This window comes from Sphingobacterium sp. CZ-2, assembly GCF_004526235.1.
GTDB classification, from domain to species: domain Bacteria; phylum Bacteroidota; class Bacteroidia; order Sphingobacteriales; family Sphingobacteriaceae; genus Sphingobacterium; species Sphingobacterium tenebrionis.
Map to the genome: position 1 here is coordinate 1,600,776 of NZ_CP038159.1, position 22,749 is coordinate 1,623,524.

The following is a 22,749-nucleotide window of genomic DNA, read 5'->3' on the forward strand; positions in this document are numbered from 1 at the left end:
GTAAAGTTTGGGACCTTTTTTTTGGCATCCAGCAAAGCATTCAACAATAAACAACACAGTAAAATTTAAAATGAGCGAGAAAACAAGAATAGCCATCCAAGGAGTTAAAGCATCCTTTCACGAAGAAGCAGCATACAAGTATTTCGGTACGGAGATCGAAACATTGGAATGTACCTCTTTCAAACAGACTTGCGAAATGTTGAAACAAGGAAAAGCAGACTACGTGGTAATGGCGATTGAAAACTCGATTGCAGGTAGCATCCTGCCAAACTACAACCTCCTGAGGGATTACCGATTCCATATTATTGGTGAGGTCCATCTGAACATTCAGCAACATTTATTGGCGCTTCCAGGGGTTAAGCTTTCTGATATACATTATGTAGAGTCCCACCCTATCGCTATCCGCCAATGTGATGAATTCCTTTCCGAGCATCCTGAATGGACGATAAAAGAGGGAATGGATACCGCTGCATGTGCTAAAAAAATATTGGATGATAAGTTGACAAACACCGCAGCGATTGCTTCTGAAGCTGCTGCAAAACTATACGGTTTACAGATCCTGGAAAAAAGGATCGAAACCAATAAGAAAAACTCCACCCGTTTCTTGATTCTATCCAACGACTTGGAGGAACAGAAAAATGCAAACAAAGCATCTATTTCTTTCCAGACTTCTCATGCGATTGGCGCCTTGGCCTCTGTGTTGCAATGTTTTGCAGAGCAGAATGTAAACTTGAGTAAGATCCAATCCATGCCAGTGGTTGGACGTAGGAACGAATACGACTTTTATGTGGATGTGGAATGGAAAAAGCAGTCGGATTATGATGCTGCCATCCGCAAGGTCCTAAAACATACCGTGAACTTCAGTATCATGGGTGAATATGTGAAAAACGAAAAAATCTAAATCTAATTAAATACGTAAAAATTAAAGACAACATACAATGAAACATTCATTAGACATCCTTCCTTTAAAATCTTGGTTAGACACAGGGGATAAACCATTAATCATCGCGGGACCATGTAGTGCAGAGACAGAAGAGCAATTGGTATCCACTGCACATTTGTTGGCCAACACTGGAAAAGTGAATGTATTACGTGCCGGAATCTGGAAACCACGTACGCGTCCAGGAGAATTCGAAGGTATCGGAAGCATCGGTTTGGAATGGTTGAAACGTGCTAAAGAAGAAACCGGATTGTTAACGGCTACTGAAGTTGCTACAGCAAAACACGTGGAAGAAGCCTTGGCAGCTGGCGTAGATGTACTTTGGATCGGTGCCCGTTCGACGGCAAACCCATTCACTGTTCAGGAAATCGCTGATGCGCTTCAAGGTGTAGATGTTCCTGTATTGGTTAAAAACCCGGTAAACCCTGATTTGTCTCTATGGATCGGTGCGCTTGAGCGTGTGAACAGAGCGGGTATCAAAAAATTGGCTGCGATCCACCGTGGATTCTCTTCTTACGAGAAAACAGCTTTCCGTAATGAACCGATGTGGGATCTTGCCATCCAATTAAAAACGATTGCTCCTGATCTTCCGATCATCAACGACCCTAGCCATATCTGTGGTAACCGTGAGCTGATTCCTTACGTGACCCAAAAAGCGATGGACATGGATATGCAAGGATTGATCATTGAATCACATATCGATCCTTCGGTAGCTTGGACTGATGCCAAACAACAGGTTACGCCAGCAGGCTTAGCTGAACTATTGGACAATCTTTCTGTTCGTAAACCAGAATCCAACAACCCTATTTTCGAGGATAAGTTGGCTGAATTACGTAAGCAGATCGATAAGATCGATGACCTTTTGATCAAACAGATCGGCGACCGTATGAAGATTGCAGAGAAGATCGGTGAAGTTAAAAGAGATAACAACGTAACGATCCTTCAGGTGAACCGTTGGGATGAGATTGTTCAGAAACGTGTTCAATTGGCAAAAGCATTGAACCTGAGCGAGGAATTCACCGTGAAATACCTAGAGTTATTGCACAACGAATCTATCCGTAAGCAAAATGAGGTGATGAACACAAAAACTGTGACGGAGGCCTAATGACTGCGGAAAGCATTGTTGTAAAACACCCATCCAAAAATATAAAAGGCACGGTTCAACTTACTGGCTCAAAGTCAGAGAGCAACCGTGCTCTTATTATCCAAGCATTGAGCAAGGGCTTGGTGAAGGTTGAAAACCTTTCAGAAGCTGCTGACACAGTAACTTTGAATGCTGCTCTGACCTTGGCTTCCAATGCATCTTCTTCCAACGAAACGTTGATCGATATTGGCCCTGCTGGTACAGCGATGAGGTTTCTTACCTCCTACCTGAACCTGATAAAAGGAAACTTTATCTTAACTGGAACTGAACGTATGCAACTTCGTCCGATCGGAATCTTGGTTGATGCCTTGAAAGATTTGGGCGCTGACATCCATTATCAAAAAAAGAGCGGCTTTCCGCCCTTAAAAATTGAAGGGGGAATGATCCAAGGAAAAGAAAAGATCAGTATCCAAGGCAATGTTAGCAGCCAATATATCTCATCCTTATTATTGATTGCTGCTAATCTCAAAAAAGGTTTAACAATAGATATCCAAGGGGAGCTGACCTCAAGACCTTATGTAACTATGACCTTGGAAATGTTGAAGGAATGTGGGATAGACTATTCGTTTACAGAAAACCAGATCCATATCGCCAAGCAGGATTACCAAGAAACCACCATCTATGTAGAGCCTGATTGGAGCGCTGCCTCCTATTGGTATGCTATCGTCGCCTTATCCGAAAATGGGCATATCATCCTTCCTGGACTAAAAGAACACAGCCTTCAAGGTGATATGGCGATCGTAGAGATCATGAGCCATTTCGGTGTGTCGTCTAGTTTTGAGCAGGATGGCCTGCATTTAAGGAAAACCACGCTTGATTCTGAAAAGACATATTTTGATTTTAAGGAATGTCCCGATTTGGCGCAAACTGTTGTTGTAGTTGCTGCTGCTTTGAAAAAGGATGTTACTTTTACAGGCCTGGAAACTTTAAAAATCAAAGAAACAGACCGTATCTTGGCTTTACAGACAGAGATTGCCAAATTTGGCGCTCAGCTGGAGGAAGATCAACAAGATTATCACCTGAAAACGTCTGCTGTATTTACACCCGAAACAGTAACCTTTGGCACCTATGAAGACCATAGAATGGCGATGGCATTTGCACCATTAGCCATGGTATTTCCGGAGGTGATCATCGAAGAACCGATGGTGGTGGAAAAATCCTACCCAGAATTCTGGAAGCATTTAAAGGCTCAAGGTTTCGAGATCAACGACTAATCAATCTTTAAAGAATCAGGATCAAAGATCTAATCAATTTTTATAGAATAAGCTATTTATTTAATAGGCTAAATTATTTAACATCATTTTTCATATATTTACGGGCATTATAGCATTATGGCAGGAAATTCTTTTGGCGATATTTTTAAGATTACCACTTTTGGTGAATCTCATGGGAAGGCTATCGGGGTAATTATTGATGGTTGTCCATCATTAATCGACATCGATGAGGAATTTATCCAATCGGAATTGGATAAGCGTAGGCCAGGCCAATCTAAAATTACTACCCAACGGAAGGAAAGCGATACTGCTCAGATCCTTTCGGGAGTTTTCGAAGGAAAATCTACCGGAACGCCGATTGCTATAGTGATTCCCAACGAGGATCAACGCTCTAAAGATTACTCGCATATCCAAGATAAATTCAGACCTTCACATGCCGATTACACCTACCAACAAAAGTATGGTATCCGTGATTATCGTGGTGGTGGTCGTTCATCTGCTCGCGAAACTGCTGCTCGGGTAGCCGCTGGAGCTATTGCAAAACTATTCTTAAAGAAACATGGTATTGAAGTATTCGCGCATGTTTCTGGTGTTGGCCATATTGAAGCGCCAAATATCGATGTTACAAACCTTTCTACGCTATTGGAGATCAGAGAGGGAAATATTGTTCGCTGCGCAGACCCTGCAACAGCAGCTGAAATGGCGGAATTCATCGATGGCATTCGTAAAAATGGGGATACCGTTGGCGGAAGAATATCTACCATAATCCGCAATGTACCAGTGGGTTTAGGTGAGCCGGTATTCGACAAACTGCATGCCGATCTTGCCAAGGCAATGATGGGGATCAATGCAGTGCATGGTTTTGAATATGGTTCAGGTTTTGAAGGTTCCTTTATGAAAGGTTCAGAACATAATGATATATTTGTCAACGAAGATGCTAAAGTAAAAACATTAACCAATTTTTCTGGTGGTATCCAAGGCGGCATTTCCAACGGCATGGATATTACCTTTAAAACTGCATTTAAACCTGTGGCAACCATCATGCGTGATCAAGCAACAATAAATGAGGAAGGCCAAGAGGCTACAATCTCGGGCAAGGGACGTCATGATCCTTGCGTGGTACCTCGTGCTGTGATCATCGTGGAAGCGATGGCTGCATTGGTGATTGCAGATCACCTATTGAAACATAATGCTTATTTAAATAATGCCTATTAGCGACTATATACTATCCTGCGATATCGGGGGGTCACATATTACATCTGCTATTGTCGACAGGTCGACATGGACAATTATTGAAAAAACTATCACGCGTTCGCATGTTAATTCGCTGCAAAATGCTAAATCGATTTTTCAAGAATGGACCTCCAACATGAAAAACTGCTTGGCCAAAATGGAATCCCAAGTGACCCAAATCGGCATTGCAGCACCCGGTCCCTTTGATTATGAAAAGGGAATCCCGCTGATGAAGGGACAGGCAAAATACGATAGCATTTATAAAGTTCCGGTAACAGATCCTATTATAGAGGGAATCGGAGATGAAAACCTCCATATTCGTTACATCAACGATGCTGCGGCATTTTTACAGGGTGAAGTTTTCGGAGGTAGACTGGAACATAAAGATTGTGTCCTGGGGGTAACTCTAGGAACAGGATTGGGATCGGCTGTTTGGCGGAATGGCGAAAAGGCATTCGATGCGGATCTATGGAACACAGTCTATAAGGATTCCATCTATGAAGAATATTTGGTAACCCGTTGGTTCACCAAAAGATTTGAGGAATTGACCGGAAAATCAGAAAAAGGGTTGCGTGAGATTTTGGAGAACAACAAAGGCGCAGAAGTTGATCAATTATTAAAAGAATATAGTCAAAACCTAGCCAGCTTCCTCCATTTCTTTAGCCAAAAGCATCAATGTAAGCATTTGATAATCGGCGGAAATATCGTAAAGGCATGGGATCTTATTTTTAAAGATAAATCCCTTTTGAAAGGTTTGGACATCTCTATAGGCAAATACCAGGAACATGCGGCCATTATTGGTGCTGCTTCCCTATTTTCAAACGAAGAACAATAAATCAGGTAATTAAATCTTAAATCGGAAAATATCCTCCTTAGAACAAAGGAGGATATTTTTTTGGATTGCTTTCAGACATGATCTGATAAGCAGTTTCTACCACATCATCTACAGCAGGTTTAGTGAAGTAATCACCATCTGATCCGTATGGCGGTCTATGTGCTTTAGCGGTCAAAGTCCTAGGTTTAGCATCCAGGAAGTAATAACCACCTTGTTTTTCTAAAATCTCATGGGTAATGAACGCTGATGCCCCTCCTGGAAAATCCTCATCGACAACCAATAATCTATTGGTCTTCTCCAATGATTTTGCTGAAATAGCTTCCCTATCAAAAGGTTGTAGACATTGTGCGTCGATAATTTCAATCGAAATTCCGACCTTATCCAATTCCAATGCAGCCTCCTGAACGATCCTTAACGTAGAGCCATAAGAAACAACCGTGATATCAGATCCTTCCCTTAACAGCTCTGCCTTGCCGATCGGCACGGTGAAATCACCAATATTTGCAGGCATTTTTTCTTTCAAACGGTACCCATTCAAGCATTCGATGACCAATGCTGGTTCATCCCCTTTTAATAAGGTATTGTACATACCAGCAGCTTGCGTCATGTTCCTTGGTACACAGATATGCACTCCGCGAAGCCCGCCCAATAAAACTGACATCGGAGAACCCGAATGCCAGATCCCTTCTAAACGGTGCCCCCTCGTTCTCACGATCAAAGGCGCCTTCTGCTGACCTTTAGTCCGATAGCTCAAGCTTGCCAGATCATCACTCAATACAGGAAATGCGTAGATCAGATAATCGAGGTATTGGATCTCAGCAATCGGTCTGAAACCACGTACCGCAAGCCCAATACCCTTTCCAATAATGGCAGTCTCCCGAATTCCAGTATCAAATATACGTTGTTCACCAAATTCCTCCTGTAGTCCAGCAAAACCTTGGTTCACATCTCCAATTTTCCCTACATCTTCTCCAAATGCCAATAAACGAGCATCCTTATCAAAATTAGCTCGGAAGCAGGCATTCAGAACTTCCCTACCATCTACGATAGCCGCATCTGCATCATAGTTTGCAGGAATCTCCTCCACCTTTAGCGGAGAATGCTGTGTAGAAGAATACAACTTATCGTTGAAGCGGAAACTATTAAGCTCCTGACTTTTTTTGTACCAAGCCAATAACTCTTCTTTTCCAGCAACCTCCACACCGCGCAACTCCCTGATCACCCTTCTAACATTGACATAAACCTCCTTTAGAGAAGGCTCTGTAATAGACAATAAGGTTTTCAAAGGTATTTCCACTGCGTGGTGATTGATCCCCTGAAGCAGTTCAATGGCTTCCGTTAGATCAACCTGTAAGGTCTTTTTATAATCTGACCAGGCACGTTTCTGTTCTTGTCGAACAAAATCCTTGGCCTCTGATTCAATCTGTTTTAATTCCTCTTCATCTGCAATACCCGAACTCAACATCCATTCCCGCATGCGGTCATTACAATCAAAATCCGTCTCCCAAGTCAATCGTTCGGGAGATTTATATCTTTCATGCGAACCCGAGGAAGAGTGTCCCTGAGGTTGGGTCATTTCATAGACATGCACCAAACATGGTTTGCAATGCTCACGAGCATATTCTGCAGCCTTTTCGTACACCTCACAAAGCCCGGCATAATCCCATCCTTTGACCTTAAAGATCTGGTAGCCTTGTCCTGACTCATCCTCCTGAAATCCCCTCAACACGTTGGAAATATCCCCTTTGGTTGTTTGAATTTCATTAGGAACCGAAATCCCATAGCCATCATCCCAAATGGAGATCACGACTGGAATCTGCTTTACCCCAGCGGCATTCACCGTCTCCCAGAACACACCTTCTGAGGTAGATGCATTTCCAATGGTACAGAAGATTACTTCCTGACCATCTTTGGTAAACTTTTCACTGTGTGAAAGCCCTGGATTGTTACGATATAGTTTAGAGGCTAAGCCGAGGCCGAGAATTCTGGCCATCTGCCCACCTGTAGTAGATACATCCGAAAAGGAGTTGACCTGAGCGGTCTGATCCAACCATTCGCCATCCTCATCCAATAATTTCGTGGAGAAATGGGCCACCATCTGCCTACCTCCGGAGGAAGTATCAGCGGAAAGGTCGGGATTGGAATACAATTGGGAAAAGAAATGATAGATACTGCTGATGCCTAAGGCAAATGCTAAGGTTTGATCCCGGTAATACCCAGAACGCCAATCTCCAGGTTTGAAAACCTTGGATAAAGCAATTTGTGCTAATTCTTTTCCGTCGCCAAAAATCCCAAACTTTGCTTTCCCGGTCAGCACTTCTTTCCTTCCCAACAAACTTACGATACGGCTTTGAACGGCTAGTTTATAATCGTCTATAAGGACCTGGCGGAATTCCTCATAACTAATTTTCTCTGAATTAAATTGCACTGGTCTTGTCGCGTTTAAATCTGACATTAAAGTGTTTCCTGTTTTAACAAAAGTAATAAAATAAACCTGTATATCTTAATCCGAAGAGAGGTTTAATCCCATGTAATTTGAATTAATCACTTAACATTAGGACTTTATTCACTACTTTTAGCCGTATTTTTATTTTAACATGAGTAATATCCATTTTTTTGATGCTAGCAACGGCGCAGGAAATTTTGGTGATCTAGAGAAAACCATTGCTGTCAACAACCTATTAGAGATCCCTTTGCCCGAACGGGATGGGAAATGGATTGCAGCCTTTATTGAAAATATTTCCGAAGCGAATTTACAGGTAGCCGAACCTGAGATCATTATGAGTACGGAGGGCTTCCCCTACTTTAACCTGAAAACGGTGGCCAATGGGGAGAATTTCCATGCCTATGTGATAAAAAATAAACTTTCGACCTTATTAAAAAGCGGATTTGGGGTGGCGATCAATACCCATAAGGAGCAGCCGGATTGGATGTTCAGTTATGGGGATCTGTTGAACCTGGAATTGAATGGCGAATATTACACCGATGAGAGCCTATTTTCCAAGAACACGGGTGATTTTGCAATCGGAAGCGATGAGGAGATCCTTGTTGGTCAACCATCCGAGGAGATCCTACCTGCCTATGTGAGGCGACATATGAGTGAATTCCTACAATATTCAGGCGTTCGAAATCCGATGGTCATGTTGATCGCGAGGAATTATACCGATGAAGAAAAAGTTTCGCAGGATCTGGTGCTGAATCTTACGCCAAAGAACTTTGCGAATGAGCGGGAATATCAGCAGGCGATGAATACCATTTCCTGGTTTCTACCAAAACATTATTCATTGGTTGGATTAGATTCGGAAGCGGTTGAATCGGGTTTTCAACCCTTATAGTCCAAATAAAAATTTAATAATAATATGTATTTATTCAATGTCCGGGTGTATGGCATCCTGGTGAATGAGCGTGGAGAGGTATTGATCAGTGATGAGCGCACCGAAAACGTTTCATTCACGAAGTTTCCTGGTGGAGGACTAGAATATGGGGAAGGTCTGTTAGACGCCCTTAAAAGAGAGTATCAGGAAGAGACGGGGATGGAGATAGAAGTGGTGAGACACATCTATACAACCGATTTTTGGGAGAAATCGAGCTTTAACGAGAGCCAGATAATTTCCATTTACTACCAGGTGAGGTGTTTGAATGAGGTAGATTTAAAGATTAGGACGGAAGTTTTTGATTTTCGGGAGGAGTCTATTGAAGGTAAGTTACAATCCTTTCGTTTGATTCCTTTAAAGGTATTACAGGCGAAAGATTTTACGTTTAAAACGGATCAAGTTGCTTGGTTAGAATTTTTAAAAGTTGCAGATAAAATCAAATTATAATATAAATGTTGCAACTTTTATTTGATATTATAACAAAAGGTTTTTACTTTTACAGTAGGTCTTGGAGATGAGATGAGAATCCAAATTCAAGATTTATGTTTTGAAAACACCTAGTTCTATAGGGTTTTATTAATAGTTAGTGTGATTTTAAGGCGATACTCCCCGTATCGCCTTATTTTTTTGAAGTTTTTTGAGGTGTTTTCGAGGTATTTTTGAAGTTGTAGTGAGGTTGTAGTGAGGTTTTTTTGATGGCAGATATCTTAAAAGGAAAAAAAACGTCATTGCGAGGAACGAAGCAATCTTTATTTAAGTCGAAAGATTGCTTCGTTCCTCGCAATGACGAAAATGTCGCAATGACGATAATGTCGCAATGACGAGATGGTAGACAGGACGAGAGTCCTAGCCGAAAGAGCTCTTACTTAAAAAAACTCCTACCTAAAAAAATAAGCCAAAGCCACTACCACAGCACCACCAATAATGATTATCCATTTATTGACATCACCACCATGTGCCCCTTCTTGACTCTTATACTTATAATCTCTTTTAAATTTATCTAAATCCATAACACTCCCTTTCTTATTTAATTCTTGAATGATTTAATTCTTAGATGCAATCAAACCCTAATTTACACAAAATTTCTTCAAAAATTACCAACAACCAAGATTCCCCTTATGCAAAAACTATCATCTCTCTCCTCAAAACCCAGCAATCCCCCTCAATAAAATCCTTCAACCTATCTACTCATGATGATATGGCTCCCCCCTCATGATCGTATAAGCCCGATACAACTGCTCCACAAAAAACATCCTGATCATCTGGTGCGAAAAGGTCATCCGTGACAAAGAAAGTTTATAATTCCCCCTATTGTAAACCTCCTCCGAAAACCCATATGGCCCGCCGATCAACAACACCAAACTCGACACACTGGAAACCATCTGCTTCTCCAAAAAAGCCGAAAACTCCACAGAACTCAATTCCTTCCCCCGTTCATCCAATAAAATCACGAAATCCTGATTGCTCACGCTCTTCAATAACAAAGCTCCCTCTTTTTCCTTCTGCTGTTCCTGGCTCAAGTTCTTCACATTCTTCAAATCCGGAATCACCTGCAATTGAAAATTACAATAATGTTTCAAGCGCTTAGTATACACTTCAATTCCATCCAAAATATGTCTATCATCTGTCTTTCCAATACAGACCAACGTAATTTTCATTCTAAGTAAATTAAATCAAATATATTTCCACCCTTTCCATCCAACTGCATCATCAACCATCCCAAGCCCAAAAATAAACAAAAAAGGCAACCCTTTATGAAAAGGATTGCCTCATATTCCTAAAGCCTAACCAAGATTATTAAAAGCGCATTAGCTTACCTTTCAAAATCCCTTAAAAGCTATTTATTTTTTAGCTACCAAAGTAACGTCAAAGTTGATCTCTTTAGAAATCAAATCATCTTCTTTACCTGCATAGTTCACTCCCCATTGAGCACGCTCAATATTGAAGTTAGCTGTTGCTTTAACATCAGTTTCTGTTGCTTCTGTTACTTTAGCATCAAAAGTGATGTTTTTGCTGATTCCTTTGATCACTAAGTTTCCAGAAATCACTAAATCTTGATCAGTTGCACCTGCTTTAACCTCTGTAATTGTGAATGAAGCCTCCGGATGAGTCGCAACAGCGAAGAAATCATCAGCTTTCAAGTGGCCATCCAATTTTTGTTTGTATTCACCTTCCAAGTCAGTAGAGCTGATGCTGTTCATATCCAATACAAAGTTTCCGCCAGTTAATTTACCAGCATCAACAGTGATCGATCCAGATTTGATGTTTACAGTACCTGTGTGTGCACCAGTTACTTTAGTACCTTTCCAAACCAATTTAGAAGCAGTAGTGTCTACATTGTAAACCGATCCTGCAACAGCAGTAGTGTTTTCTACGGCAACTGAATCTTTGGTTTCCGCTTTTTTACCTTCAGGGTTTCCAGCACAAGATGCTAATACAAGAGCAGCGATAGCTGATAATAATGTGATTTTTCTCATTTTTATATGTTGAAACATTTAATTAATGGCACAAAAATAGGGTTGCCCTTTTATATGGGCAACCCTTTGAACTTTTTTTAACATTAATCCGACAATCGTATTTTTAAACTACGATGTAAAAATAATTAATGTCCGGCAGGTTGCGCTTCTACACGACGGATATCCGCCCCTAAAGCTTTCAACCTTTCCTCAATATTTTGGTATCCTCTTTCGATCTGTTCAATGTTATAGATCGTTGATTTTCCTTGAGCAGACAATGCGGCGATCAATAGCGAAACCCCGGCACGAATATCCGGAGAGGTCATTTCTATACCACGTAATTTCGTTTGTTTGTTCAATCCAATCACGGTTGCACGGTGTGGATCACAAAGAATGATCTGAGCACCCATATCGATCAATTTATCCACAAAGAACAAACGGCTTTCGAACATCTTCTGGTGGATCAAGACATTTCCTTTCGCCTGGATAGCGGTTACCAAACAGATACTCAACAAATCTGGCGTAAAACCTGGCCATGGAGCATCAGAAATTGTCAGGATCGACCCATCAATAAAGGTGTCGATTTCGTAATGATCCTGCGCAGGAATGAATATATCGTCGCCACGAAGCTCAAATTTGATTCCTAAGCGTGAAAATACCGTTGGGATAATACCCAATTCCTGGAAACACACATCCTTGATCGTGATCTCGGATCCAGTCATTGCCGCTAGACCAATGAAAGAACCGATTTCGATCATATCCGGCAACATTCTATGCTCCGTACCACCTAAACGCTCTACCCCTTCAATGGTCAATAGATTAGAACCGATTCCGGAGATTTTTGCCCCCATGCGGTTCAACATCTTACACAATTGCTGTAGGTACGGCTCGCAAGCAGCATTGTAGATCGTAGTTGTTCCTTTTGCCAAAACCGCAGCCATGACAATGTTTGCCGTACCTGTTACAGAAGCTTCATCCAATAGGATGTAAGTTCCTTTCAACTGGGTAGCATCTACATTGAAAAAGTGGTTTTCTGCATCATAAACAAACTTAGCCCCTAATTTTTCGAATCCCAAGAAATGGGTATCCAAACGGCGGCGACCAATCTTGTCACCTCCTGGTTTAGGAATAGCCGCTTTACCGAATCTCGCCAACAAAGGACCAACGATCATGATGGAACCTCTTAAGCTTCCACCTTTGCGTTTGAATTCTTCCGATTGGAAATAATCGATATTGATGTCCTTGGCTTCGAATTCGTAGGTATCCTGATTTACTCTATTGACCTTCACCCCTAAGGCAGCCAATAAATCGATCAATTTGTTCACATCCTTAATATCGGGGATGTTGCTGATGGTCATTTTTTCTTCCGTCAATAATACGGCTGAAATAATCTGTAGGGCTTCATTTTTCGCGCCCTGAGGAACAATCTCCCCTTTCAATGGTTTTCCACCATGAATTTCGAATGCATTCATAAGATATATAGCGTAGTCGATGAATTATTTTTGGTAATTATTCTTCCTTCCACCCGGATTGTTCATCGGGCGTTTGGAATTCGACATCTTCTTATTGTTGTTGTTATTGTTATTATTATTGTTGTTGTATTTGCGTTGGTTGTTGTTCTGTTGACTAGCACCAGAACTCGAACTACCGCCTGTGCTCTTCATCCTGTTTCCTGGAGGCGGCGTTTTGAAATCAACCTTGGTCAATACCGTATCCGCTGGTAGGGACAGTTCGCCGTTGGACAATAAAGAAAGATCATTCAGGATCTGTTCGTCCGATACGGAATCCTTGTTCCAGGTCAGGTAGGCCATCTTCATGAAATTGGCGATGCCAACTGTCATTTTCTGTCTAGCCTCTTCATTGGAAACTGCTTTTGCTTTGCGGATCATCTCTTCCACGGTATAGCCATAATGTTTGAAACGGATATTATGGTTCGGATATTTAAGGGAATCCGGTTTGTGGTGGATATTTTCTTTGGTCGGGATCGGGTATGGCGAATCTACATCGATCTTAAAATCAGAAATGATGTAAAGATGGTCCCATAGTTTATGTTTGAAATCCGATACATCGCGTAGATGCGGGTTCAGAACACCCATCATATCAATGACCACTTGTGCTAGGCGATTACGTTCTTCGCGATCTGTTAAGGTACAGATGTAATCGACCATGTTCTGCACATTCCTACCATATTCAGCTAGGATAAGTTTAGGTCTGGTACTGTTATAGTCAAAAATCATATTTATTGTTTTACCGTACAGGTAATTTATTTTATTACTCTTGGATTATTCCACGATTCTCAGTTTGGCAAATTTAAGCAACAATTGCTTCTGTCCCAACTCTTTGAAAAAAATAGTTGCTTTAATATCCGGTTTATTTCCCTCCAGGTTGATCACCTTCCCAAAACCAAATCTTTCATGCTCCACTTCCATCCCTACTTGCAGGTTGGATGTATCCGATGGCGCAAAACCTTCGGTAGGTTTATGTGCCTTCGGCAATATCGAGGTCGTTTTCACCACCTTAGGTTTCGGTTTGGAAAACACATCGCCTGTCTCTTTTCGCTGCCAAGATACGCGTTCTGATTGAAAATCCTCGGATCCAACCGCAGAACTTCGCGGTTTGAAATCCAAATCCAAACAACTTGGGTTCAATTCATCCAAGAATCTACTTGGCTCACAGTTATTTAAGGTTCCCCAACGATAGCGTGAGGTGGCATAGGAAAGATGCAATTTCTTTTCTGCCCGTGTAACTGCCACATAGAACAATCGGCGTTCCTCTTCTAATTCCGAGCGGGAATTGAGTGACAACTGCGATGGAAATAGATTCTCCTCCAATCCTACGATGAATACCACCGGAAATTCCAATCCTTTAGAGGCATGTATAGTCATCAAAGAAACCGTATCTGCATTTGGATCCTTATCGTTGTCATCGTTGGTCAATAAAGCAATGTCCTGCATGAACACATCCAGGCCTTTTTCCTCCAGGTCCTCCCTCTCCGAAAACTCCTTGATACCATTCAGCAATTCCTGGATATTCTCGTATCGAGCAAGGCCTTCAACAGATTTATCCTCGTAAAGATCCTTTAATATGCCGGAATGTTGCGCGATATACATGGCGGTATCAAATGCCGTATTGGTTTTGGCCATTGCCTGGAAACTTTGGATCATGATCCCAAAATTGGTCACTGAACCCGCGCTCCTTCCGTCCAAAAACATCTGCGCATTGGCTACCACATCCCAGAGTCTAAGTTGGTTCTGGTCTGCAGCCACCATGATACGGTCTACGGTGGTATCACCGATTCCGCGTCGAGGATAATTGATCACCCGTTTTAAGGCTTCTTCATCATTCGGGTTAAAGGTCAATCGGAAATACCCGATCAGGTCCTTGATTTCCTTACGTTGGTAGAAGGAGGTTCCACCATATAATTTATAGGGAACTCCCAGCTTTCGAAGGGCTTCCTCCATGGATCTGGATTGCGCATTGGTACGATATAGGATTGCAAAATCCTTAAAGTTTAAGGTCTTAAGCGATTTTTCCTGCAAAATGGCCTCAGCAACAATCTTTCCTTCTTCATTATCCGAAAAAGCACGTGTAACTTTTATTTTTTCTCCATCCTCATTGTCGGAGAATACATTCTTTTCTAATTGATTCTTATTGTTGGCGATGATGCTGTTCGCTGCATTGACGATCATCTTGGTCGAACGGTAGTTCTGTTCCAATTTATAGACCTTCACATCCGGATAATCCTTCTGGAAATTCAAGATGTTCTGGATATTGGCACCGCGGAATGCATAGATACTTTGCGCATCATCCCCTACCACACAGATATTCTCGTTCACTGCTGCCAGTCTTTTCACGATCAGGTACTGGGAAAAGTTGGTATCCTGATACTCATCCACCATCAGGTATTTGAACTGATGCTGGTATTTGTACAGCACATCGGGATGTTTGTTCAACAGCACATTGGTCTTGAACAATAGATCGTCAAAATCCATGGCCCCGGCGCGGTAACAACGTTGCGCATAGGTCATGTAGATCTGTCCCAATTGTCCCCTTCCATTGGCGATATCCTCCGCCATAATGGCTTCGTTCTTATTATATTCCTGCGGAGAGATCAGGTTATTCTTTGCTGATGAAATCCGACCATATACATGGTTTACATTGTACAGTTTATCATCCAGGTTCAACTCTTTCAAGATGGCGCGCAATAAGCTCTTGGTATCGTCTGTATCGTAAATAGTAAAATTGCGGGGATAACCGATCAGTTCAGCCTCCACCCGTAGGATACGGGCAAAAACGGAGTGGAAAGTTCCCATCCAGATGTTCTTCGCCTCTTGACCAACCACCTTCATGATACGCTCACGCATCTCTTTCGCAGCCTTGTTGGTAAAGGTTAATACTAATATATTGAATGGATCAACGCCCTTTTGAATCAAATGGGCCACCCGATAGGTTATCACACGTGTCTTTCCAGATCCTGCACCTGCTACAATCATCACCGGACCTTGAGTCTGCTCGACAGCCGCTCGCTGGGAAGGATTTAATCCTGCTAAAAAATCCAAAATTCGCTCCTAAGTTTAAATATCTATTGCCTCTATTTATGGGGACTCAAAATTACGAAAAATACATGGAGTAGACAATAGATGAGAGACGTTAGATGAGAGTTTATAGATGATAGACTATAGACGATAGACCCGTCATCGTAAGTTTGTAAGTAAGTTATAGGAATTAAAGAGACAGAATATAATTTTGTATTTCATTTAGGATACAGCGAGAGAGGGAGTAAGATTTTTAATCGTCATTGGTCCTTGAGAGACCCTTCGCAATGTTAATCCCCCTCTCTTATTCCTATCATAAACTTGGACAGTTCATTAGGCCAGGAGCCTGTTTTTACGATTGATAAGTTATGATAAGAGCTGCTGTAATCCACAAATATGATATACAAATATGGTAACAGGTATTGATTGTTCAAAGGATTATTTTGACATTTCTGTCCAATCGGGAGAGAAAGAGGTTTTCAAGGGTCGTTTCCGTAACGACCAAGCGGGTTTTGTGGAGGCCCTGGGCCACATGCACGGCAGCCATATAGCGATGGAGGCCACCGGTCCCTATTACTTCCGCCTGGCAAGGTTCCTCTGGGAAAGGGATGAACGTGTCTCGGTCATCAACCCCCTTGTCATCAGGCGTTTTTCCCAGATGACCCTGGCCAGGACCAAGACCGACAGGAAGGATGCCCAGCTCATCGCCAAGTTCACCAGCATGACGGAACCTGCCCAATGGAGGCTGCCGGAGGAACATGTGCTGAGGATCAGGAACCTGGAGGGCTATATCAAGGGACAGAAGGAATGCAGGAACCTTCTAGGGAACCAGCTCCATGCATATGAATATGCTGGGACACTGGACCCCTCGCTCAGGAAGACCATGGAGGAAGGGATCAAAGTTTTTGATGAGAACATCAATGAACATGAAAGACAGATCCAGCAGATCATCATGGAGAATTACGGGGAACTCAACGCGAACCTGCGGAGCATACCGGGAATAGGGCCACGCAGCGCAGCACTGCTTATCATCCTGACGGACGGTTTCAGTCGGTTCGAGGGGCACAGGCAGCTGATATCCTATTTCGGACTGGCGCCCAGGATATTCGAATCCGGTACCAGCGTAAAGGGAAAGGGGCATATCTGCAAGATGGGGATGGGCCAGGTCAGAAAGGTGCTGTACATGGCGGCAATATCCGCCATCAGGAGCAACACCGCCTGCAGTGAGCTTTATGGGAGGTTGATGGAAAAAGGAAAGCCATACAAGGTCGCAATCATAGCAGTGGTGAACAAACTGATCAAACAGGCATTCGCCATCGCAAAATCTGGAAAGGGCTACATCGCAAAAGCGGCCTAATCAGAATATTATTTGGAGAAAATTTAATTTATTATTTGGATATATACACAGTTCATTGCGAGGAGGTACGACGAAGCAATCTTTACACTAATCGAAAGATTGCTTCGTTCCTCGCAATGACGAAAAAACTCGCAAGGTCGGGAAAGGTCTATAATCTATTATCTAACGTCTATTATCTAATCTATCAAGAACATTCCGTAAATTAGAGCTACCCTTATACATTTAATTCTATATACAATTAAAACTGAAATACAGTCCATTCTATGAATAATTTATTGACCACAGAAAAAGACCTCCAGCATTGTTTTCGAACTTTATTGAATTCCTGCATATTACTGATTTTCTGCTTAATATTATCTTCTTGTTCGGTTTTACAACCAGTGCCTGGTACCTTTGTGGATCTGAAAAAAATCGTACCTGGAATAGAAATAGACTTGAGCTATTATGGAAACCATAATTTTCTGGGTAGACCAGTGGATGGATACAAACGTGAAGTTGCCTATGCCACCCTGGAAGCAGGATTCGCACTTCAGGCATTGCAAAAGGACCTCCAAAAAGAAGGCTTAGGGATCAAAGTCTTTGATGCTTATCGACCTCAACAAGCGGTCGACCATTTCAAACGTTGGGCTAAGGACATCAAAGATACCTTGGCGAAAGCTACTTTCTATCCCGAAGTGGATAAAAGAAACCTTTTCAAATTGGGATACATTGCTGAAAGATCAGGACATAGCCGAGGCAGCACCATCGACCTCACCCTGATCACCCTCAAAGACAAAAAAGAACTGGATATGGGCAGTCCATTCGATTATTTCGGAGAAAAATCCCATCACAATTACCGGCATCTAACAGAAACCCAAAAAGTCAACCGCAAAAAATTAAGGACTCTCATGGATAAACATGGCTTCAAAGCACTTGATGAAGAATGGTGGCACTATACTCTGAAAAACGAACCTTTCAAGGATAAATATTTTAATTTCCCTATTAAATAACGGCCAATTTCTCCGTCATTGCGAGGAACGAAGCAATCTTTCGATTAGTCCAAAGATTGCTTCGTTCCTCGCAATGACGAATTTCGGCTATCCATCGTCTATTATCTATCGTCTATCATCTATAATCTAACATCTATTACCTTTCATCCGAATCCTTTTTTAACCATTTGATAAAAAGAAGGAAACAATTAATTTCCCTACGTTAATTATCTTTATAACAGACAATTAACACAATGAGCCGACAGATAAAACCAACCTACATTGAACCTTTATCGGATTTTGGTTTTAAAAAAATATTCGGCACATCAGCTAACAAAGATCTATTGATCAACTTCCTAAATGTGGTTTTTCAGGGACGAAAAATTATCTTAGATATACATGAATGTAATTCAGAACGAATTGGCAAAACCAAAGAGCATGGGAAAGTATTTTTTGATCTCCATTGTATCGGTCAGAACGGGGAACATATTATCATCGAGGTACAGCGGTATAATCAGCGGAATTTCTTAAGTCGAATACTATATTATCAATCCATTCTCATTTCCGAACAAGGTCAAATCGGAAAGCAGAAAAAATGGAATTACGAAATTTCGGAAATTTACACTATTGTGCTCATGGACAGCTTTCCGCTAGAAATAGAAAACAAGGATCAAAATTATATCCACCCGCTCTGCTATTGCAGTATGGAAACAGGAACAATATATCTCGAAAAAAGCAAAATAATTTTCTTAGAATTGATTAACTTTACCAAGAAAGAACCTGAAATACAGGGAGATCTGGAGAAATGGCTTTTTGCTTTAAAACATATGTCGGTCATGCAAAAAATCCCAGATCCACTTCAGGATCCTATTTTTAAAAAACTATTTAAAATAGCAAAATATACAAATCTAAACAGAAAGGAGCAGGAAATGTACGACAGGGAACTAAAACGTAAAAGGGATGCCCAATTAATGAAAGACACGTGGTTGGAAGAAGGAGAATTAAAAGGAAGAGCAGAAAGAAATCAAGAGTTTGTCTTACTTCTTCATCATTATGGTGACCCCATTGAAAAAATCTCCAAAATAACTGGCCTTTCTCAAGTGGAGATCAATAAAATCATAAAATCCAAAAAGGGCTAGAAATTCAAAAAAATAAAAGATTATCAATACAGCAAAAACCCAGATGGAATAAAATAATTAGACAAATAAATTCTATTGTCTATTGTCTAATATCTATCATCTACCACCTATCCCCCCCTATCGTCTAACTTGGTACAGTAATTGAAGTATTTGAAGTTGAACACAAATTGTTAAATAAATAACCACCTATGAACTCAAATACAAAAATCTTATTAGGTTTAGGCCTATTGGCATGCACGGCATGTACGACAACTACCAAAACTGATCAGGACACAGATAAGGACACGACTATTGTGGTCAACCAACCAGCTTCACCCGTAATTGTGGAAGAAAGAGTTGTGGAAGAACCGGCACAACCAGCCACAACCAATGCAATCAGCAGTAAACAAGTTAGTGACGGGACTATTAATGTCACTAAGGTCAATGTGTTGGGAAGCATCATGACTGTTGAACTGATGCTGGACAATCCAGAGAAAAATGCAATCAACATCAATTTCCCAGCAGATAACATCTATTACATCGATGATGCAACGGCAAAGAAAAACAGCTTACTGAAAGATGATGCTGGAAAAGTTATGCTTACGCCAACCAATTCAGAGGGCAAAAAAATGAGGTATCTGGGATCGGATAAAATGGTATTGATGAGCCTGAAATTTGCAGCTCCACCTGCTGAAAGCAAAACCATCAGTTTAACGTTAGGAGATTACGGAACGTTTGATGGACTTCCTATCACCCGCCAATAATCCATATAGAATTGCAGAAAGCAGATTTCAGAAAGGATAGAATTGTAGAAAAGATGGAATTGCAGAAAAGATGAGATAAGAGAAATTTGGAATATGAGAAATTCAGGAATAACTTTTATAAATATGAGTCTGTTCTCAGCATTGCTACTTATGGGTTGCAATGCTGAAAACAGCAATCAAAAAGGCAGCAAGGATACGGTTTATGCACCCATAAACAATGAGCCAGTAGATACCCTAAGAGCAGAATCCCAAGGGTTTGGTGCAGATACTGGATCATTTTCTGCATCAAGATCAGGCAACCAAACCGCCTCAGAAAGCGAAAACCAAACTACTTCAGCAACGGACAACCGAAACACCTCATCCTCAAACACATCCGATGGAACCTTGATTACTTCAGGAAGCAGTTTGACAGCATCATCCAGCAACTTGAATGTCGACATCCGCCTAGCAGCAGACAACCTTTTCGATTTTAATAAGGCAACCATAAAACCTGAGGCAGAACCAGAACTTAAAAAAGTTGCTGATCAACTGAAAAAAGTTAATGCCGATGCCGTTCAGATCATTGGGCATACCGATTCAAAAGGGAATGACCAATACAACGACAAATTGTCCCTACAACGTGCAGAAGCAGTAAAACAATGGTTCGAAAAAAACGGTGTAAAAAATAAGCTCTTAGCCAGCGGAAAAGGGGAAAAAGACCCCATCGCTGACAATGAACTACCCAACGGACAGGACAATCCCGAAGGCCGCACTAAAAACAGAAGAGTTGACATCAAATTCGTCGGCTCTCAGAGCATCAGCAATTAACTATTCCTATTGAACATTATTACCCAAAATTAGGCTAGGTTTTAATTATTCATGAAAGCATCTTCCAAGAATATTGCAAGTACCATGTAAGTGCAAATACACACTTACAACTCACTTACAACTCACTTACACTACACTTGAAACTAGCCTACAACAACATAAAAAAGCCGTATCAAATTCCAATCTGATACGGCTTTTTTTCTTATTTTTTTATCCTTTACCTAATCCCTCTCCATCAAAAATCTATAATCTCTCATCTATCATCTATAATCCCTCATCTCCCATCAAACTACACAGTCTAACTACTAAATACTAACTACTAAATACTACCAAATAAATACCCCTAAAACGGTGCATCATCCGGCATATCGTTCATTCTCGATGGCATAGTAATACCCCCACCAAATCCACCGAAATCACTGGAAGGCTGCATAGCACTACTTGCACCGCCAAAGTCGTTGAAACTTCCACCTTCAGGGCCACCCATACCAGAGAAATCATCCTCCAGATCCACGAACTTCACATATTTACCCACAAAGCGTAAAGGTACAATACCAGTTTCACCGTTACGGTGCTTCGCAATAATAACCTCACCTACCCCAACCGTGGATCGACCTTCTTCATCTTCCATCAACCCATAATATTCCGGACGATATAAGAACAACACCATATCCGCATCCTGCTCGATAGATCCCGATTCACGTAAGTCGGAAAGCATTGGACGCTTACTGTTACCAGGTCTTGATTCTACGGCACGACTTAACTGTGATAAGGCCAGTACCGGGATATTCAATTCTTTGGCAACAGATTTCAATGCGCGGGAAATACTACCGATCTCTTGCTCACGGTTACCACCGCCACCTTTACCATCACCTTTACCATGCATCAACTGCAGGTAATCGACGATCACCATCTGAATATCGTATTGTGCTTTTAGACGTCTACATTTTGCGCGGAACTCGAATACGTTCAGCGCTGGGGTATCATCGATGATCAAAGGTGCTTCTGTCAATCGACCAATTCTGGAATGCAGTTGCTGCCATTCATGGTCTGCCAGATTACCTTTTTTCAATTTCTCCTGTTCAATCTCCGTTTCTCCAGCAATCAGACGGTTAACCAACTGTACTGACGACATCTCCAGGGAGAATACCGCAACAGCACGCTGATGGTCTACCGCAGCATTCCGTGCTACAGATAATACGAAGGCCGTTTTACCCATTGCCGGACGAGCCGCAATAATCACCAGATCCGATGGTTGCCAACCGGAAGTCATCCGATCCAACGCTGTCAGCCCGGAAGGAATACCCGTTAAACCGTCTGTCCGATCACGTAATAACTCCAGGTTATTGATGGCTTCGCGCATGATGTCGTCCATCTTACGTGAATCCCTTCTCAAGTTATTCTGCGCGATATCGAACAAAGATTTCTCCGCATGATCCAATAGATCAAAGATATCACTGGTTTCGTCATACGAAGCGTTGATGATCTCTGTGGACACCTTGATCAGTTCTCTTTGGATATATTTTTGGGAGATGATACGTGCGTGGTATTCGATATTGGCTGCAGATACTACCCTATCCGTCAATTGGGTAATATAATAAGCTCCACCAACCATTTCCAAAGCGCCCATTCCGCGCAATTCGGCGATTACGGTCAGTAGATCGATTGGCGAAGTCTTTTGGAACAGGTTATAAATTGCCTGGAAGATCTGTTGATGTGCTTCTTTATAGAACGAATCCGGTTTTAGGATATCGATCACCTCACTCAATGCATTCTTTTCCAACATGAGTGCGCCAAGGACTGCTTCTTCCAGATCCAAAGCTTGAGGTGGTATCTTACCCAAACCACTAATCAAGTTGTTCACACTCGTCCGTTTCTGCTTGAAGTTCGGACGGTTCGACTGACCCGACTGGCTATTTGTGTGTTCGTTTTCTAAAGACATATTACAATTTATCTACGGCTTGTTCAAAAGTTTTCAATGATAGGGTAACAAATGTAAGGAAA

Annotated in this window: 20 protein-coding genes; 12 read left to right on the forward strand and 8 right to left on the reverse strand. The window is 41.6% G+C overall.

What is annotated here, in order from left to right:
- The first annotated feature begins 70 nt into the window (after window positions 1-70).
- The 5 genes from E3D81_RS07225 (at window position 71) to E3D81_RS07245 (ending at window position 5,366) form a co-directional block, all read left to right on the forward strand.
- A complete protein-coding gene (locus E3D81_RS07225) occupies window positions 71-901 on the forward strand; it encodes a prephenate dehydratase (RefSeq protein WP_099365306.1) in 831 nt (276 codons plus the stop codon).
- Window positions 902-938: 37 nt separating this feature from the next.
- Complete coding sequence (locus E3D81_RS07230) at window positions 939-2,045, forward strand: chorismate mutase (RefSeq protein ID WP_099365305.1); 1,107 nt, start codon at window positions 939-941, stop codon at window positions 2,043-2,045.
- Window positions 2,045-3,298, forward strand: coding sequence for a 3-phosphoshikimate 1-carboxyvinyltransferase (gene aroA / locus E3D81_RS07235; RefSeq protein ID WP_134776962.1), 1,254 nt, complete (start codon window positions 2,045-2,047; stop codon window positions 3,296-3,298). Before E3D81_RS07230 ends, aroA begins: the two co-directional genes overlap by 1 nt.
- 117 nt (window positions 3,299-3,415) lie before the next feature.
- Window positions 3,416-4,513, forward strand: coding sequence for a chorismate synthase (aroC, locus tag E3D81_RS07240; RefSeq protein ID WP_134776963.1), 1,098 nt, complete (start codon window positions 3,416-3,418; stop codon window positions 4,511-4,513).
- Window positions 4,503-5,366: an ROK family protein gene (locus E3D81_RS07245; RefSeq protein WP_134776964.1), complete on the forward strand. Its 864-nt coding sequence runs from the start codon at window positions 4,503-4,505 to the stop codon at window positions 5,364-5,366. The genes aroC and E3D81_RS07245 overlap by 11 nt, the downstream gene beginning before the upstream one ends.
- Before the next feature lie 37 nt (window positions 5,367-5,403).
- Here the strand turns inward: E3D81_RS07245 and E3D81_RS07250 are convergent, their stop codons facing one another.
- On the reverse strand, window positions 5,404-7,821 hold the full coding sequence (locus E3D81_RS07250; RefSeq protein ID WP_134776965.1) for a thiamine pyrophosphate-dependent enzyme: 2,418 nt from the start codon (window positions 7,819-7,821) through the stop codon (window positions 5,404-5,406).
- 142 nt (window positions 7,822-7,963) lie between these two features.
- On the opposite strand from E3D81_RS07250, the gene E3D81_RS07255 reads away from it, so the two are divergent.
- Window positions 7,964-8,701, forward strand: coding sequence for a hypothetical protein (locus E3D81_RS07255; protein ID WP_134776966.1), 738 nt, complete (start codon window positions 7,964-7,966; stop codon window positions 8,699-8,701).
- A 24-nt stretch (window positions 8,702-8,725) separates the two neighbouring features.
- Window positions 8,726-9,187 (forward strand): NUDIX domain-containing protein, encoded by a 462-nt coding sequence (locus E3D81_RS07260; protein ID WP_134776967.1) that lies wholly within the window; start codon window positions 8,726-8,728, stop codon window positions 9,185-9,187.
- Window positions 9,188-9,618: 431 nt separating this feature from the next.
- Here E3D81_RS07260 and E3D81_RS17575 read toward each other — a convergent pair whose 3' ends face one another.
- The 6 genes from E3D81_RS17575 to E3D81_RS07285 all read right to left on the reverse strand — a co-directional run bounded on the left by E3D81_RS17575 (window position 9,619) and on the right by E3D81_RS07285 (window position 15,755).
- On the reverse strand, window positions 9,619-9,750 hold the full coding sequence (locus E3D81_RS17575) for a hypothetical protein (RefSeq protein WP_257213667.1): 132 nt from the start codon (window positions 9,748-9,750) through the stop codon (window positions 9,619-9,621).
- A 174-nt stretch (window positions 9,751-9,924) separates the two neighbouring features.
- Window positions 9,925-10,398: a 23S rRNA (pseudouridine(1915)-N(3))-methyltransferase RlmH gene (gene rlmH / locus E3D81_RS07265; protein ID WP_134776968.1), complete on the reverse strand. Its 474-nt coding sequence runs from the start codon at window positions 10,396-10,398 to the stop codon at window positions 9,925-9,927.
- 183 nt (window positions 10,399-10,581) lie between these two features.
- Entirely contained in the window at window positions 10,582-11,217 is a 636-nt protein-coding gene (locus E3D81_RS07270; protein WP_099365297.1) for a YceI family protein, read from the reverse strand.
- A 125-nt stretch (window positions 11,218-11,342) separates the two neighbouring features.
- A complete protein-coding gene (gene murA, locus E3D81_RS07275) occupies window positions 11,343-12,668 on the reverse strand; it encodes a UDP-N-acetylglucosamine 1-carboxyvinyltransferase (protein ID WP_134776969.1) in 1,326 nt (441 codons plus the stop codon).
- A gap of 24 nt (window positions 12,669-12,692) precedes the next feature.
- Window positions 12,693-13,433, reverse strand: coding sequence for a DUF4290 domain-containing protein (locus E3D81_RS07280; protein ID WP_134776970.1), 741 nt, complete (start codon window positions 13,431-13,433; stop codon window positions 12,693-12,695).
- Between the two features lie 45 nt (window positions 13,434-13,478).
- On the reverse strand, window positions 13,479-15,755 hold the full coding sequence (locus tag E3D81_RS07285) for an ATP-dependent helicase (protein ID WP_134776971.1): 2,277 nt from the start codon (window positions 15,753-15,755) through the stop codon (window positions 13,479-13,481).
- 385 nt (window positions 15,756-16,140) lie between these two features.
- Here E3D81_RS07285 and E3D81_RS07290 point away from each other — a divergent pair, with 385 nt between their 5' ends.
- From E3D81_RS07290 to E3D81_RS07310, 5 genes are all read left to right on the forward strand, one after another.
- Window positions 16,141-17,088 (forward strand): IS110 family transposase, encoded by a 948-nt coding sequence (locus tag E3D81_RS07290; RefSeq protein ID WP_134776146.1) that lies wholly within the window; start codon window positions 16,141-16,143, stop codon window positions 17,086-17,088.
- A gap of 263 nt (window positions 17,089-17,351) precedes the next feature.
- Window positions 17,352-18,077 carry a M15 family metallopeptidase gene (locus tag E3D81_RS07295; protein ID WP_134776972.1) on the forward strand — a complete coding sequence of 242 codons (726 nt, stop codon included), beginning with the start codon at window positions 17,352-17,354 and terminating at the stop codon, window positions 18,075-18,077.
- Between the two features lie 233 nt (window positions 18,078-18,310).
- The gene (locus tag E3D81_RS07300) at window positions 18,311-19,195 is read left to right on the forward strand and encodes an Rpn family recombination-promoting nuclease/putative transposase (RefSeq protein WP_099365292.1); all 885 of its coding nucleotides are present in this window, start codon (window positions 18,311-18,313) and stop codon (window positions 19,193-19,195) included.
- 188 nt (window positions 19,196-19,383) lie between these two features.
- Entirely contained in the window at window positions 19,384-19,938 is a 555-nt protein-coding gene (locus tag E3D81_RS07305) for a hypothetical protein (protein WP_134776973.1), read from the forward strand.
- A gap of 93 nt (window positions 19,939-20,031) precedes the next feature.
- Window positions 20,032-20,745: an OmpA family protein gene (locus tag E3D81_RS07310; RefSeq protein ID WP_134776974.1), complete on the forward strand. Its 714-nt coding sequence runs from the start codon at window positions 20,032-20,034 to the stop codon at window positions 20,743-20,745.
- A gap of 343 nt (window positions 20,746-21,088) precedes the next feature.
- Here the strand turns inward: E3D81_RS07310 and dnaB are convergent, their stop codons facing one another.
- The gene (dnaB, locus tag E3D81_RS07315; protein ID WP_099365289.1) at window positions 21,089-22,687 is read right to left on the reverse strand and encodes a replicative DNA helicase; all 1,599 of its coding nucleotides are present in this window, start codon (window positions 22,685-22,687) and stop codon (window positions 21,089-21,091) included.
- Window positions 22,688-22,749 lie beyond the last annotated feature (62 nt).